The following is a 14,218-nucleotide window of genomic DNA, read 5'->3' as shown; positions in this document are numbered from 1 at the left end:
GGTCAGAAGCCCGATTCAGGGGGGATGGCCAGGGGGTGGCAGGTCAGGCCGATGGCGAAGCCCATCAAGGCGATGGGCGTCTGGAAGTCGGGCGACCGAGACGGGGGTGAGCCGGCGAAAACGTTGTGGTTCAGGAGACAAGCGTTGCTGCGGACGCCAAAGGTGGTGCGGGCGGGGGCGGCGAGGGGCGCGCGAATGATGGAGGTACGGGGGCCGTGGCTGGCTGTTCCGCCGGGCATGCTGTGGCGCCGGATGGCGACTTGGGTGTCGTCGTTGGTGTCGCCGGATTGGTGGTCCCAGGCTTTGAGGGAGGCGCTGATCTTGGTGCCGGCGTAGCGGTGGACCAGGCGGTTGAGCCGGATCTGGCTGTTTCTGGGATCGCCGCAGTCGCAGTCGGGCTGGGTGCGACCGTCAATAGCCTGGTGGTCGCGGCTGCCGTTGGCGGTGATGTCGCAGGTTTGGCGGGAATGGGCGTTGCCGAGGCTCGTCGGAGCGAGGTGCTGTGGATGGGATGGGCTGAGTGTCATGGGGCATCAGGGAGCCCGCACTATTTTCCATCGTGACCCCGGATGGCATTGCAGGCATTCAATGTGAATGATGTGATGCCTGTAAGTGTATACACATTGTATTGTGTAAATCAATGTGGGTAGTCGTTTTGCTTGGGCGCACGTTCGTCATGTCCAGATTGGGGCGCCGCTGACGGCCCTTCACTTGGTCATGCTCTCACTCGCCAGCAGTGTATGAGTGGTTGGCTCAGCTTTCCGCGCCTCAGGTCAATGGAGCTCTGGAAAGCGCCGTAGCCATAGCCAGGCAACGCAGAGCTGGACGCAGATCGTCAGGGCCCAGGTGCTCGTGACATAGCAGCAGGCGGCGGGGAGCATTACTTCCAGCAGTTCCTCGAAGGCCAGCCCGAGCAGGAAGAACACCAGCGTGAGGCAGGCCCACTTGGCCATGAATCCCGGGAGGTGGACGCCCATCTGGCGGTTGTAGCGGTAGTTCTGCCGGCGTTCGATGAGGCTGCCCTGGGTCACGTCGCGAAAGCACGCGAAGGGCCACAGATAGCGGTAGAGGAGGTGCCAGAAGGGTTCCTGGCGCGGCGCTGATGTCCTGTCCATCCTGACCTCCCGTCGAGGTGGAAGTCCGCCCTATCCGTATGCCGTGTCGCCGGCGAGGCGGGCCCCAGAAGCAAAAAAGCCGACGCTGACGCGTCGGCTTTCAGGCTGGAGCCGGTCGATCGAATTACTTGACGGCAGCCTTGGCGCGCAGGTCGGCGATATGGCGTTCGACACTCTGCTGCTCAAGACGTTGCTTGAGCTGACCCTTGACTTCGTCAAAAGCCGGGGCCTTGAGGGCGCGGCTGTCTTCGAGCTTGATGACGTGGTAGCCGAAGTCGGTCTTCACCGGGGTGGTGGTGATCTTGCCCTTCTCGAGCTTGGTGAGCGCTTCGGCGAAAGGCTTCACGAAGCCGGCCGGGTTGGCCCAGCCCAGATCGCCACCCTTTTCGCGGGAGCCGGGATCCTTGGACTGCTTGGCCAGATCTTCAAACTTCTCGCCCTTTTCGAGCTTGGCGATGATGGCCTTGGCGTCCTCTTCCTTCTCGACGAGGATGTGGCGGGCCTTGTATTCCTTGTCGCCGAGCTGGGCCTTGATCTTGTCGTATTCGGACTTCACATCGGCGTCGGTGACGGGGTGGGTCTTCACGAAATCCTGCAGGTAGGCGCGGATCAGCACGGCCTGGCGGGCGAGTTCCATCTGGGCCTGGACGCTGCCGTTCTTTTCGAAGCCCTTCTTGCGGGCTTCCTGGGAGAGGATCTCGCGGCGGACAAGTTCTTCCTTGACGGCGTTGCGCAGCTGCTCGGATTCAGGGGCACCCTGGGACTTCTGCTCGGAGATCATCACGTCGGCACGGGCCTGGGGGATGGCGGTGCCGTTGACGGTGGCAACAGTCTGGGCAAAGGCGGGCAGCGCAACGAAGGCTGCGAAGAGGGAAACGACCAGACGGCTCGGGAGGGTTTTCATCAGTTTTCCTTGCGTGGTGTAGGGGGTGGAGATTTAAAGGTCTTCCGGGGTTTCTGCCTGGATGGCAAGGGCGTGGATTTCCTTGCGCATCATGTCGCCGAGCGCATCGTAAATCATCCGGTGACGGGAAACGGTGTTCTTGCCGGCGAACGCCGCCGAGACAATGGACAGCCGGTAATGCCCGCCGCCCGAGCGGGCGCCCGCATGGCCGGCGTGCAGGGCGCTGTCGTCGATGAGCTCGACCTTGACCGGCGCCAGCACGGCCAGCCGCTGGCGGATTTCGTCCATGACGCTCACGGCAGGGTTTTCCGGAACGGCTTGACGGTACAGCGGGCGAACACGCCGGTGGTCATGTAGGGATCGGCCGCGGCCCAGGCTTCGGCGTCGGCGAGAGAAGGGAACTCGGCGATGATCACGCTGCCGGTGAAGCCGGCAGGGCCAGGGTCCGGGGAATCCACGGCAGGGCAGGGGCCCGCCAGGACCAGTCGGCCTTCGGCCTGCAGCGCCTGCAGGCGGGCGACGTGTTCGGGACGCGCGGCGAGACGCTTGTCCAGGGAGCCGGGGGCATCTTCGCCGATCAGGACATACAGCATTACTTGGGTTCCTCTTCAATGTAGCGGGACAGCAGCATTCCCTGGGCCAGCACGAACACGAGCATCAGACCCATGCCGCCGAAGAGCTTGAAGTTGACCCAGGTGTCTTCGGAAAAATTGTAGGCGATGAAGATGTTCAGCACCCCCATCAGTGCAAAAAAACCGGCCCAGGCGAGGTTGACCGTCTGCCACAGGTGCTCGGGCAGCTTGAGCTGGGCTTCGAGCATCGTGCGGATGAGGTTCTTCTTGAGGACGTAGGCCGAGAACAGCAGCGCCACGGCAAAGAACCAGTAGAGTACGGTGGGCTTCCACTTGATGAAGGTGGGGTTCTGGAAGATCAGCGTGGCACCGCCGAAGATGGTGACGATCGCCAGGCTGACCCACAGCATGGTGTCGACCTTGCGGTGCCGGAACCATACCCAGGCGATCTGCCCGATGGTCGCGGCGATGGCCACGGCAGTGGCGGCAAAGATGCCGGCAAACTTGTACGCGACAAAAAACAGGATGATCGGGAACAGGTCGAAGAGGAATTTCATCGCAGGACGCTGGGAGACGGCTCGGCAGGACGCAGGAATGGCGACGGAGGGGCCGGCAGGGCCGGGCGGTCCGGGTCGCAAACGGGCGTACTGTACTGAATTACAGCCGGCGCTGGAAGCACCCGGCAGGGATCGGCGAACGATTTATTCACGAGCGCCCGGTGGGTCGGCCTTGTTGCGCATGTGATCGGCGAGGCCTTCGATGGCGCCCCACAGGCGTGGCCGCAGCGGGTGGTCGGGAAGGACCTCGTCAAGGGCCAGGTTCATGCACATCAGCCACTGGTCGCGCTCGGCGCTGGTGATGGTGAAGGGCAGGTGGCGGGCACGCAGGCGCGGATGACCGTTGGCCTGCTCGTACAGCGGGGGGCCGCCGAGCCAGCCGCTCAGATACATGAAGAGTTTTTCTTCCGAGCCGGAGAGATCCTCCGGGTGCATCTGGCGCAGTTCCCAGGCTTCCGGCAGGGTGTCCATCAGAGCGTAGAAGCGATGCACGAGGCGGCGAAGGGTGTCTTCGCCGCCAAGCTGGGCGTAGGCAGTGGTGGCTTGCTCAGGCGCCATGGACATCCAGCGAGCGGCTGCGACCGCAGTTGAGGTTGGCGGGCAGGGCTTCGTCCATCATCTCGGGGCGGGGCAGCTGGAGCGCCGCCATCTGTTCGATGAAGCTCTGGCGGTTGTGACCGCTGAAACGGGGGTTGCCCAGTTTTTCCTGGGCGATGCACGACACCCGGGCGCCGCGGTAATCGTGGCCGGGGTAGACCAGGGTTTCATCGGGCAGCGTGAACAGCCGCTCGGTGACGCTGTCGTAGAGCTGGCCGGCGTCGCCACCCTGGAAATCGGTGCGGCCGCAGCCGCCGATGAGCAGTGCGTCGCCGGTAAAGATGCGGTCGCGCCATTGATAGGTCACGCAGCCCGGGGTGTGGCCCGGGGTGGGGATGACGCGGATCACCTGGTTGCCGAAGACGATGGTGTCGCCGTCGCCGAGCAGCCGGTCGGCGCAGCCGGCGGCACCGGCCCGGCCCATGGCGCTGCGGGCGCCGGTAAGTTCGCACAGGCCGGCTGAGCCGGTGATGTGGTCGGCGTGGATGTGGGTTTCCAGCACCCAGTCGAGCTGCAGCTCCTGTTCCTGCAGGAAGCTGAGGTAGGCGCCCAGGTGAGCCTTGACCGAATCGATGATGATGGCGTCGCCGGTGACGGGATCGGCGAGCAGATAGGTCAGCGTCGAGCTGGCGTCGTCGAAGAACTGGCGGAACAGAATCATGGGTTTTGCGCCATAAAGGGGATTGCTCCGATTCTAGCTTTAACTCGGGTCCTTGGGCGCGGCCTGGAGCAGGATGAGGGCATCCAGCCCGCCGCCGGGGCGGGATGCCAGCTGGAATTCGCCAAATTGCCCCCGGATGATGCGGTCAACGATGGCGAGCCCGAGGCCCGACCCCTTGGTGTTGCTGCGGGCGGCCTCCAGGCGCGTGAACGGGCGCTTGACGCGCTCGGTTTCCGAGGCCGGGATGCCGGGGCCCCGGTCGAGTACGTGGAGCACCGGTCGGCCGTTGATTACGCCGGTTTCGAGTTCGGGTGGCCCGCCGGCGTAGTTGAGGGCGTTCTCGATCAGGTTGGTGACGGCCCGGCGCAGAGCCTGGGGCCGGGCCAGCGCAGGGGGGGCGCTGCTGCGCCGGAGGTCGATCGGGAAGCCGCGCCGGGCATACACGCCGGCAAGTTCGTCGGCGAGTTCGCCGAGATCCACGGCCGCGAGGGTTTCGCCGCCGTCGATACGGGAAAATTCCAGGAACTGGCCGATGATCCGGTCCATGTCCTCGATGTCGGAGACCATCGCGTCCACGTCGGCTGGGTCGGCGCCGCACATCTCGACGCCCAGGCGCAGGCGGGCGAGGGGGGTGCGCAGGTCGTGGGACACGCCGGCGAGGATCAGCGCCCGGTCGGCATCGAGCTGCTGAAGGTCGTTGGACATCTGGTTGAAGGCATGAGCGAGATCGGCGACTTCGGCGGGGCCGCGCTCGGAGAGCCGTGGCGGGATCTCGCCCCGGCCAACGGTGCGCGCAGCGGCGGCCATCGCGCGCAGCGGGCGGTTCAGGCGCGAGACGATCATGTAGGCGCCAAGCATCGCCAGGCTGAGGGCGGCGAGGCCCCACCACATCCACTCACGGGCGTGGGGGCGGATGATCCGCTCGGCGGGCAGCATCACCCAGAAGTCCGCGTGGTCGGCCGGGTCGTCGGCTTCGATCCGGAAGCTCACCCAGAAGCCGGGCAGGCCTTCCCACGATGAGGCGAAGCGGGTTTCGGCGCCGAGCTGCAGGCGCACGTCCGTCATCACCTGACGCAGCACCGCGGTGTCTTCAAGCGGAGCGATCTTGTCCTGGGGCTCGGCCGGGTAGATGCGGATGCCTTCGAGGGTCGCGAGATCCAGCAGCAGATCCTTGCGCAGGGCCGGATCGGCATTGAGCAGCGCGGTGCGGGTGAGGTTGATGATGCTGACGACGGTCTGGGCCGTCTGCCGCGCCCGGTTCTGCTGGTCGAAGTGGCTGAAGATGACGGACCACACCGTGACCGAGGCGAGCATCAGCACCGCCACCAGCAGGAAGATTCGCCACAGCAGTGAGCCGGGCAGGAGGGCGCGGGGGTGAAGCGGCGACACGGATCGGCGTTATTGGGCGGTGTGCTTGTTGCCGTCCGGCACGAAGACGTAGCCGAAGCCCCACACTGTCTGGATGTAGCGGGGTTTGCCGGGGTCTTCCTCGATCAGCTTGCGCAGGCGGGAGATCTGCACGTCGATGGAGCGGTCGAAGACGTCGTATTCGCGGCCTCGGGCGAGCTCCATCAGGCGGTCGCGGGAGAGCGGCTGGCGCGGGTGCTGGAGCAACACCTTGAGCAGCGCAAATTCGCCGGTGGTGAGGAGGGTCTCCTCGCCGTTGCGGACAAGCACGCGGGAGCCCAGCTGCACGACGATCTGGCCAAAGCGCACGTCCTCGTCTTCGGTGGCGGGGGCACCCGGCGGGGTTTGCGGCTGACGGCGCAGCACCGCGTGGATGCGGGCGACGAGCTCGCGGGGGTTGAAGGGTTTTGGAAGGTAATCGTCGGCGCCCATCTCGAGGCCGACGATGCGGTCCACGTCGTCGCCCTTGGCGGTGAGCATCACGATGGGGATCGGGTTGTTGGTGCCCCGCAGGCGCCGGCAGATCGACAGGCCATCCTCGCCGGGAAGCATCAGGTCGAGGACCATCAGGTCGAAATGCTCGCGCAGGATCGCGCGATCCATCTGGGCGGCGTCGCTCACCGTCTTGACGGCAAAGCCCTGCTCGCTCAGGTAGCGCTTGAGCAGATCCCGGAGGCGGAGGTCGTCATCAACGACCAGAATGCGATAACTCTCTTTTTCCATGACCCGAATCCTAGCGCCTCGCCCGTCCGGCCGCCAGACGGGCAGGTTAGGGCGGGTAAGCAAACGTAAGCCGTGATGGGGGTCTAACATCCTCTTACAAAGGTTGATTTCATTCGCGGAGGGGACTGCCAGAATCCAATTGGTCAGGTTAGGATTCAGCCCCATGGAACGTCAGAAGACATTGTCGACACTGCGTGCACTCGGCCTTCTCGTGGCAGGCGCCATCGGGCTGGGCGCTGGCAGCGCCGCGTCGGCCGAGGGTGTCGAGCGGGCGGGTGCGTGGTTGCGTTCCTACGCCGGCCCCTACGACCGGCAGGGGCAGATCCGCGATGCGCAGGGGCTCGTCCCCGACGCCCAGCAGCGCCGTCCCGAGGCCGAGGACAGCCGCAACCCGCGGCGCTGGTCGTCCGAGGAGCGCCGTCAGTTGCGCCACGACGTGCATGAAGCCGGCCGTGATGTTTACGGCCCGATGCGCCGGCGCGACTGAGCTTCGATCGCGCAACGCCGCCGCGGCTCGCCGTCCCGGAAACGGTAGAATGCGCGGGCCATGAAAATCCTCGCCATCGAAACCTCCACCGAAACCGCTTCCGTCGCCCTGCTCGACGGTGAACGCATCAGCGAGCGGTCGGTTGCCGGTCGCCCCGGCCACTCCGAAACCCTTCTCCCCGAAATCCTCGGCCTTCTTGCCGATGCCGGCGCTCGGCTGGCCGATCTGGACGCCATTGCCTTTGGCGCCGGCCCCGGTGCCTTCACCGGTCTGAGGCTGGCCTGCGGCGTGGTGCAGGGGCTGGCAATGGGCGCTGGCAAGCCGGTGATCCCGGTGGGTACGCTGGAAGCGCTGGCGAGCCAGTGCGCGGATGAGTCCGGGGCAATCTTCGTTGCCGTGGATGCGCGGATGTCCGAGGTTTACTTTGCCGCCTACGAGCGTCGCGACGGCCAGCTGGTTGAGCGCATGGCGCCGGCCTGTGCGGCGCCGGGCGAGGTGCGGCTGCCGGCAGAAGGCGCATGGTTCGGTTTCGGCTCGGCCTTCAAGGCCTATGGCGACACCCTCGTGCCGGCGGTCGGCGAGCGCCTGACGGGCTTCGACGCCTCGCCGGTGCCGCTCGCCTCGAGCGTGGCCCGACTGGCTGCGGTGCGTCTTGCCCGTGGCGAGACCATCGACGCGGCGCTGGCGGCACCCCTTTACGTGCGCGACAAGGTGGCGATGACCACGGCCGAGCGCCTCGCCCGCGGTGGCAAGGCATGACCGTTGGCGATTTTCGCTTCGTGCCGATGCAGGAATCCGACCTGGCCTGGGTTGCCGCCCAGGATCGCCTGTTGTACCCGTTTCCGTGGTCGGAAGGCAATTTCTCCGATTCCATGTCGGCCGGTTACAGCTGCTGGATGATGCTCGATGGCCCGGTGCCGGTGGGCTATGCGGTGCTGATGCGGGTGATCGATGAAGCCCACATCCTCAACGTTAGCGTCGTGGCCGATCGTCAGCGGGGTGGGCTTGGCCGGCGGCTCCTCGATCATCTGGCCGGCACCGCCCGCGACGCGGGCGCGACCCAGCTTTTTCTTGAAGTGCGCCCGTCCAACGCTGCGGCGCTGGCGCTGTACGCGCGGGCCGGTTTCGAGACCATCGGACGCCGCAAGGGCTACTACCCGGCGGAAGGCGGTCGCGAGGATGCGCTGGTGATGAGGCTGCCCCTGTGAACCGACGCCGCGACGCGATCCTCCGGGAGATGGGGCTGGCACCCCTGTGGCGGCTGCGTGGGGCCGAACCGGTCGAGGAAGCACAACCCGAACCACCCGCGCCTGTGCCCGAGCCGGCTGTCGTCGCGCCCGTTTCTGCGCCGGCTCCTGCATCCAGGCCGGTGCCGCTGGCGCGGTTTGCCCCGCCCGTCGCGCTGCCTGCCGACGCACCCGCCGAAGCGCCGGCGCGACGTCTGGCGCCTGCCGGCGATATCGCCGGGTTGGGCTGGGATGATCTCGAAGCGCGCATCCGCGAGTGTGACGCCTGCGCCCTGTGCAAGCGCCGCAAGCAGGCGGTGCCCGGTGTGGGCGACCGGCAGGCGGACTGGCTTTTCGTGGGCGAGGGGCCGGGCGCCGAGGAGGACGAGCGTGGCGAACCCTTCGTCGGCCAGGCGGGCCGGCTGCTCGACAACATGCTGGCGAGCATTGGCCTCGCGCGGGGCAACGACGTGTACATCGGCAACGCGGTCAAGTGCCGTCCGCCCAACAACCGCACGCCGGAGACCGACGAGCTTGCGGCGTGCTTCCCGTATCTCGAGCGCCAGATCGCGTTGATCAAGCCGCGGCTGATCGTCGCCCTCGGCCGTCCGGCGGCCCAGGCGCTGCTCAACCAGGAAGTCCGGATCGCCGCAGCGCGGGGCAAGCTGTTCGAGTTCGGCGGCATCCCGGTGGTGGTCACCTACCACCCGGCGTATCTGCTGCGTAATCTGGCTGACAAGGCCAAGGCCTGGGAAGACCTGTGCTTTGCCCGGGCGACGATGAAACGTCTGAAGGCCGATGCAGTCTGATTGCAAGATTTGATGGCGTCGGATGGGCGGTACCTTGGGTTTATCCCGAGTCGCTAAAATGGTTGATCGGGCTTTGGCTTCAGACACTTATTACTGACGAGGACACACCATGCGTATCAAGCTTTTCCTGTCGATGATCCTCTCGCTGCTGCTCCTGTCGGGCTGCGGCTACAACCAGATCCAGATCAACGACGAGCAGGTCAATGCGTCCTGGTCCGAGGTGCTCAACCAGTACAAGCGCCGGGCCGATCTGATCCCGAACCTCGTGCAGGTCGTCCAGGGCTACGCCTCCCACGAAAAGGAAGTGCTGACCCAGGTAACCGAAGCCCGCGCCAACGTGGCGGGGATGAAGGTGACGCCGGAGCTGGTGAATGATCCGGAAGCCATGGCCAAGTTTCAGAAGGCCCAGGGCGACCTCTCCGGTGCGCTGTCGCGCCTGCTCGTGGTGACCGAGAACTATCCCAACCTCAAGGCCGACGCGAACTTCCGCGACCTTCAGGCCCAGCTCGAAGGCACCGAGAACCGCATCACCGTGGCCCGCAACCGCTATATCAAGGCGGTGCAGGACTACAACGTGACGGTGCGCACCTTCCCCAACAACCTCACCGCGATGGTGGTCGGCGCCAAACCGAAGGCCAACTTCTCGGTGGAGAACGAAGCCGCCATCAGCGAAGCGCCCAAGGTCAATTTCGGCGCGCCGGCGGCTCCGGCAAAGCCGGCTCAGTAAGCCCGGCAAGGCGTATCCCGCCGTGGCGCTGGCGCGCGTGATCGGACTGGTGGCCGGGCTGTGGCTCGGTTTTTTCGGGCTGGCTTTTGCCCAGGAGCTGCAGCCCCTTCCGGCGCTCAGCGCCCATGTCACAGACACCGTCGGCCTGTTGCCCGCAGACCGGCGGCAGGCGCTGGAGTCGCAGCTTGTCCAGCTGGAAAAGGACAAGGGCGCCCAGCTGGCGGTGCTCATCGTTTCCACGACCCGACCCGAACCCATCGAGTCCTATTCCCTGCGCGTGGCGGAAGCCTGGCGGCTGGGGCGCAAGGGCGTCGACGATGGCGTGCTCTTCGTTGTCGCCCGGGACGACCGGCGGATGCGCGTGGAGGTTGGCTACGGGCTGGAAGGCGCGGTGCCCGATGCCATCGCCAAGCGGATCATCGCCGAGGTGGTGGCGCCGCGTTTCAAGGCCGGGGATTTCCCGGGTGGCATCGAGGCCGGCGTTGCGGCGCTGGTCGCCCGGATCAATGGCGAGGCGCTGCCTGCGCCCACGCCCAACGCTGGCGCCGATGACCAGCAGATGGGGCTGGAAGAGGCGCTGGTGCTCGGCATCATCTTCACGCTGGTCGTCGGCAGCGTGCTGAAGGCCATCTTTGGCCGTCTGCTGGGTTCGACCATTGCGGCCGGAATCGTCGGGGTTGGCGCCTGGACGCTGACCAGCGTGCTGCTGGTGGGCGCGGTGGGCGCGGTGCTGGCGTTCATTTTCTCGCTGGTTGCCGGTAGCGGTGGTGCAGGGCGTATCGGCGGCGGGCCGACCATCGGTGGTGGTTTTGGCGGGGGATTCGGCGGTCGCGGAGGTGGCGGCGGCTGGTCGGGCGGTGGTGGCGGTTTTGGCGGCGGCGGCGCGTCGGGAGGCTGGTGATGCGGATCGGACGTGTGCTTCGTCATCTCTTCACGCCCTCATGGGTGCTCGGCCGTACGTTTACGCCGGACGTGATGGCTGCCATCGACGCGGCGGTTGCGGCGTCCGAAGCGTGCCACCGGGGCGAGATCCGCTTTGCCGTTGAGGCAGGGCTGGATCTGCCTGAGCTCATGCGCGACGCCACGGCCCGTGAGCGGGCGGTGGAGGTGTTCTCGCGCCTTCGGGTGTGGGACACCGAAGAGAACACCGGCGTGCTGATTTATGTGCAGTGGCTTGACCGCCAGGTGGAGATCGTCGCCGACCGCGGCATCGCCCGGCGCGTGCCCCAGGCCGCCTGGGAGCGCGTGTGCCGCACGATGGAGGCGGCCTTCCGTGACGGGCGTTTTGGCGAGGGGTCGGTGGAAGCTGTGCGCGCGGTGGGCGATCTTCTCGCGGGGCCTTTCCCGGCCCGGCCCGACAATCCCAACGAACTGCCGGATCGCCCGATCCTGCTTTAAGGCTAAGGCCCGCCAGCGGCGGGTTCAGCTGCTCCCAAGCAACGGCGTCTGGCCGATGCTGAAATAGAGCGAAGCGCCGTTGCCCACTTCGCCTTCGGCCCACACTTCGCCCCCGTGGCGGCGGACGATGCGGGCGACGGTGGCCAGCCCGATCCCGGTGCCCGGGAATTCCCGATCCGAGTGCAGGCGCTGGAACGGCCGGAAGAGGTTTTCCCGGTAGCGCATGTCGAAGCCTGCGCCGTTGTCGCGCACCACAAAGGCGTCGACGCCCTCGTGCACCGTGGCCTCGAAGCGGATCGCGGGGTGTTCGACCCGGCCGGTGAACTTCCAGGCGTTGCCCAGCAGGTTCTCGAGCACCGTGCGCATCAGGCTCGGATCGCCCTCGACCTGCAGGTTGGGGGCGATGTCGATGAGGACTTCGCGGGTCGGCTCCTGCTGGCGGAGCTCTTCGCAGATGGACTGGGCGAGCTGGGTGAGGTCCACCGGGCGGCGTTCGAGCTCCTTCCGGCTGACCCGCGACAGGGTGAGCAGGTCGTCGATGAGCTGACCCATTCGATGCACGGCGGCGCGGACGCGGCGGAGCAGCTCCTTCGCCTCTTCATCGAGTTTGTCGCCGTAATCGGAGCCGAGGATGGCGCTGTAGCCTTCGATGGCGCGCAGGGGCGCGCGCAAGTCGTGGGACACCGAATAGCTGAAGCTCTCGAGCTCGTTGAGCGCCGCGCTGAGCTGCGACGTGCGCTCGGCCACCCGGCGTTCGAGTTCGGTGTTGAGGCGCTTGATGGCGCGCTCGGCGAACTTGCGCTCGGTGAGATCGGTGCCGACGCCGACGATGTGCGGCCTGCCGTCGAGGATGACCCGGCGGCCCACCACCAGGAAGGGCACGGGCTCGCGGTCGACGCGGCGCAGCATGACCTCGGCCGAGGCTTCGCCGGAGATCAGCGCGGATTCGATGCGATGGGCCATCACCGGCTCCTGCTCGGGGATGACCAGGGTTTCGGCCTCGGCGTTCTGGAGTTCGGTGTCGGGCAGGCCGGTGAGTTCGGAGACGAAGCGGTTCCACAGCACCAGCCGGCCCTGCTGGTCGAACAGGAAGAAGGGCGCCGGCAGGCTGTCGATCAGGCCGCGGGAGAAGTCGCGCTCGGCCTTGAGTTGTTCCTCGGCGAGCTTGCGGGCGGTGATGTCGCCGATCGAGCCGACGATGCGCACCGCGCGACCCTGCTGGTTGCGGTGGGCGAGGCCGCGGGCGAGCACCCAGTGGAACTTGCCGTCCTTGTCGGCAAGGCGGTATTCGGATTCGAAATGATCGGTCTCGCCGCGCAGGTGGGCGATCACGTCGGCCCGGTAGCGGGCGCGGTCGTCCGGGTGGATCAGCTTGAGCCATTCCTCGCCGGTGGTGCGCAGGGTGTCGCTCTTGAGGCCCAGCAGCGACAGCAGGCGTGACGACAGGTATAGGTGGCGGGTGGTCGGATCCCAGTCCCACAGGCCTTCGTTGGTGCCGCGCTGGGCGAGGACGTAGCGCTCCTTGGTGTCGCGCAGCTGCTCCTCGGCTTCGAGGTACGCGGTGCGATCCTCGACGATGCCCACGCCGCCGAAGATCACTTCGCCGGTGGCGTCGAACTCGGGCGCGACGCGGATCGACAGGATGTGGACGTCGGTGGACAGCGGGGTGACGAAGGGCCCGTCGTAGGCGCCGCGCTGGCCGGCGAGGGCGCGCTGGAGGATCGACAGGATGGCTTCGTCGCCGAGGGAGTGGAGATCGACGCCCTGCAGCTGCTCGGGCGAGGAGTGCAGGATTTCAGCCAGCCGGTTGTTGCAGTAGCTGATCTGCAGGTCGCTGCCGTAGTGGAAGATGCCCACCGGCGCGTTCTCGACCAGCGCCCGGTAGCGGGCCTGCTGCTCGACAACGGCCTGGTGGGCTGCGTGTTCGGCGGCCTGGTCGCGGATCACCAGCACTTCGCCCAGGGTGGTGGCGTCGGCGGTGTCGTGGGGCGTGACGCGGATGGGCGCGCTGCTGTGGGCGATCGGCCGGCCTTCTCCGCGGCGGTTGATGAGCCGGGTGTGGCCGTCGGCGTCATCCTCGATGTGGAAGATCGTGGCGAGGCTCTGGCCCCGGGCTTCGTCTTCGCTCCAGCCGGTGAGCGCCTCGGCCACCGGGTTCATGAGGGTGACGCGGTTGTGCGGATCGGTGGCGATCACCGCCTCGCCGATGCTCCGCAGGGTGACCTGCAGGTATTCGTGGGTGGCGCGTTCGGCGGTGTGGTCGGTGGCGTTGCCGACGATGGCCCGGAGGCTGCCGTCGGGTTTGCGCAGCAGGGTCATCGCGTCGCGCACCCACAGGGCTTCGCCCGCGGCGGTCTCGAGGCGGTATTCGACGGTGATGCCGATGGGCTCGGTGCCTGGCGTCCTGAGGGCGTCGCCGATCTGCGCCCAGACGCGGCCCAGGTCGTCGGCGGGCACGCGGCGGGCGAAGTGATGCCAGCCACCCGGCGCGCACAGTGCGTCGATCGGCGTGCCAAGCCAGCTCTCGGCGCAGTCCGAGATGTAGTCGTAGCACTCGTGGGTGGGGTTGAAGCGGTAGAGCACGTGCCGGACGTCCTTCAGCGCTTCGCGGAACAGTGGGTCGGGATCGGCAGGAAGGGGGCCGGTACCGAATTCGGTAGCGGGGGGTGGTGCGGTGGCGACCAGCGGCTGGATGACTGCGGGGGCAGGGGTGGCCCGGGAGGGGGAGCGCAGGACGAACAACAGGATGGCGGTGAGCCCGATCAGGAAACCGCTTGCGTAGCACGACAGGCTGGCAGGGAGGAGCTGCTCCGCCATGGTCATCAGCACCGTGGCGGCCACCGCGTAGAGTGCCGCCAGCGCGGCCGGATGGGCGCGCAGCAGCGCGCCGCCGGCCTGGCCGGCCGATGGCGATGTGACGGTTTGCGTGGCGGGCGAGTCGAGCATCGGTTCGCGGCCTGGGTCGGAAATCATGGGACCTTTCCAGTGGGGATTACCGTCATCGCTGTCAGGGCGGGCGTTTCCACGTTGGTGCT

At 66.9% G+C, this 14,218-nt stretch carries 18 protein-coding genes; 7 read left to right on the top strand and 11 right to left on the bottom strand.

All coding sequences use genetic code 11. The features are described 5' to 3' along the window. Positions 1-2: 2 nt before the first annotated feature. The 10 genes from QQK25_RS04660 to ompR all read right to left on the bottom strand — a co-directional run bounded on the left by QQK25_RS04660 (position 3) and on the right by ompR (position 6,536). The gene (locus QQK25_RS04660; RefSeq protein WP_284186895.1) at positions 3-527 is read right to left on the bottom strand and encodes a ShlB/FhaC/HecB family hemolysin secretion/activation protein; all 525 of its coding nucleotides are present in this window, start codon (positions 525-527) and stop codon (positions 3-5) included. A gap of 246 nt (positions 528-773) precedes the next feature. Beyond that, positions 774-1,115, bottom strand: a complete 342-nt coding sequence (locus QQK25_RS04655; protein ID WP_284186894.1) for a hypothetical protein — start codon at positions 1,113-1,115, stop codon at positions 774-776. 124 nt (positions 1,116-1,239) lie between these two features. After that, complete coding sequence (locus tag QQK25_RS04650) at positions 1,240-2,019, bottom strand: peptidylprolyl isomerase (RefSeq protein WP_284186893.1); 780 nt, start codon at positions 2,017-2,019, stop codon at positions 1,240-1,242. Between the two features lie 33 nt (positions 2,020-2,052). Continuing rightward, positions 2,053-2,307 carry a BolA family protein gene (locus QQK25_RS04645; protein WP_153159874.1) on the bottom strand — a complete coding sequence of 85 codons (255 nt, stop codon included), beginning with the start codon at positions 2,305-2,307 and terminating at the stop codon, positions 2,053-2,055. Positions 2,308-2,312: 5 nt separating this feature from the next. Further along, a complete protein-coding gene (locus QQK25_RS04640) occupies positions 2,313-2,612 on the bottom strand; it encodes a YciI family protein (RefSeq protein ID WP_284186892.1) in 300 nt (99 codons plus the stop codon). Beyond that, positions 2,612-3,148: a septation protein A gene (locus tag QQK25_RS04635; protein ID WP_284186891.1), complete on the bottom strand. Its 537-nt coding sequence runs from the start codon at positions 3,146-3,148 to the stop codon at positions 2,612-2,614. Before QQK25_RS04635 ends, QQK25_RS04640 begins: the two co-directional genes overlap by 1 nt. A 144-nt stretch (positions 3,149-3,292) precedes the next feature. Continuing rightward, positions 3,293-3,706 (bottom strand): group II truncated hemoglobin, encoded by a 414-nt coding sequence (locus tag QQK25_RS04630; RefSeq protein ID WP_284186890.1) that lies wholly within the window; start codon positions 3,704-3,706, stop codon positions 3,293-3,295. Further along, entirely contained in the window at positions 3,696-4,406 is a 711-nt protein-coding gene (locus tag QQK25_RS04625; RefSeq protein ID WP_228111725.1) for an MBL fold metallo-hydrolase, read from the bottom strand. Before QQK25_RS04625 ends, QQK25_RS04630 begins: the two co-directional genes overlap by 11 nt. 39 nt (positions 4,407-4,445) lie before the next feature. Then, a complete protein-coding gene (locus QQK25_RS04620) occupies positions 4,446-5,795 on the bottom strand; it encodes an ATP-binding protein (RefSeq protein WP_284186889.1) in 1,350 nt (449 codons plus the stop codon). 9 nt (positions 5,796-5,804) lie between these two features. After that, positions 5,805-6,536, bottom strand: a complete 732-nt coding sequence (gene ompR, locus QQK25_RS04615) for an osmolarity response regulator transcription factor OmpR (RefSeq protein ID WP_153159483.1) — start codon at positions 6,534-6,536, stop codon at positions 5,805-5,807. A 211-nt stretch (positions 6,537-6,747) separates the two neighbouring features. On the opposite strand from ompR, the gene QQK25_RS04610 reads away from it, so the two are divergent. From QQK25_RS04610 to QQK25_RS04580, 7 genes are all read left to right on the top strand, one after another. Continuing rightward, positions 6,748-7,023 (top strand): hypothetical protein, encoded by a 276-nt coding sequence (locus tag QQK25_RS04610; RefSeq protein WP_284186888.1) that lies wholly within the window; start codon positions 6,748-6,750, stop codon positions 7,021-7,023. A gap of 60 nt (positions 7,024-7,083) precedes the next feature. Beyond that, positions 7,084-7,782, top strand: coding sequence for a tRNA (adenosine(37)-N6)-threonylcarbamoyltransferase complex dimerization subunit type 1 TsaB (gene tsaB / locus QQK25_RS04605; protein ID WP_284186887.1), 699 nt, complete (start codon positions 7,084-7,086; stop codon positions 7,780-7,782). Continuing rightward, entirely contained in the window at positions 7,779-8,231 is a 453-nt protein-coding gene (gene rimI, locus QQK25_RS04600) for a ribosomal protein S18-alanine N-acetyltransferase (RefSeq protein ID WP_284186886.1), read from the top strand. Before tsaB ends, rimI begins: the two co-directional genes overlap by 4 nt. Beyond that, positions 8,228-9,058, top strand: coding sequence for a uracil-DNA glycosylase (locus tag QQK25_RS04595; protein WP_438696423.1), 831 nt, complete (start codon positions 8,228-8,230; stop codon positions 9,056-9,058). The genes rimI and QQK25_RS04595 overlap by 4 nt, the downstream gene beginning before the upstream one ends. A gap of 109 nt (positions 9,059-9,167) precedes the next feature. Beyond that, on the top strand, positions 9,168-9,785 hold the full coding sequence (locus QQK25_RS04590) for a LemA family protein (RefSeq protein ID WP_153159479.1): 618 nt from the start codon (positions 9,168-9,170) through the stop codon (positions 9,783-9,785). A 22-nt stretch (positions 9,786-9,807) separates the two neighbouring features. After that, positions 9,808-10,686 carry a TPM domain-containing protein gene (locus tag QQK25_RS04585; RefSeq protein WP_284186885.1) on the top strand — a complete coding sequence of 293 codons (879 nt, stop codon included), beginning with the start codon at positions 9,808-9,810 and terminating at the stop codon, positions 10,684-10,686. Positions 10,687-10,700: 14 nt separating this feature from the next. Further along, entirely contained in the window at positions 10,701-11,183 is a 483-nt protein-coding gene (locus QQK25_RS04580; RefSeq protein ID WP_284186884.1) for a TPM domain-containing protein, read from the top strand. A 24-nt stretch (positions 11,184-11,207) separates the two neighbouring features. On the opposite strand, the gene QQK25_RS04575 is transcribed toward QQK25_RS04580, so the two are convergent. Next, a complete protein-coding gene (locus tag QQK25_RS04575) occupies positions 11,208-14,156 on the bottom strand; it encodes a PAS domain S-box protein (protein WP_284186883.1) in 2,949 nt (982 codons plus the stop codon). Positions 14,157-14,218: the final 62 nt, after the last annotated feature.

This window comes from Zoogloea oryzae (genome assembly GCF_030161255.1).
GTDB lineage: Bacteria > Pseudomonadota > Gammaproteobacteria > Burkholderiales > Rhodocyclaceae > Zoogloea > Zoogloea oryzae.
This window is presented reverse-complemented; position numbering and strand designations above follow the sequence as displayed.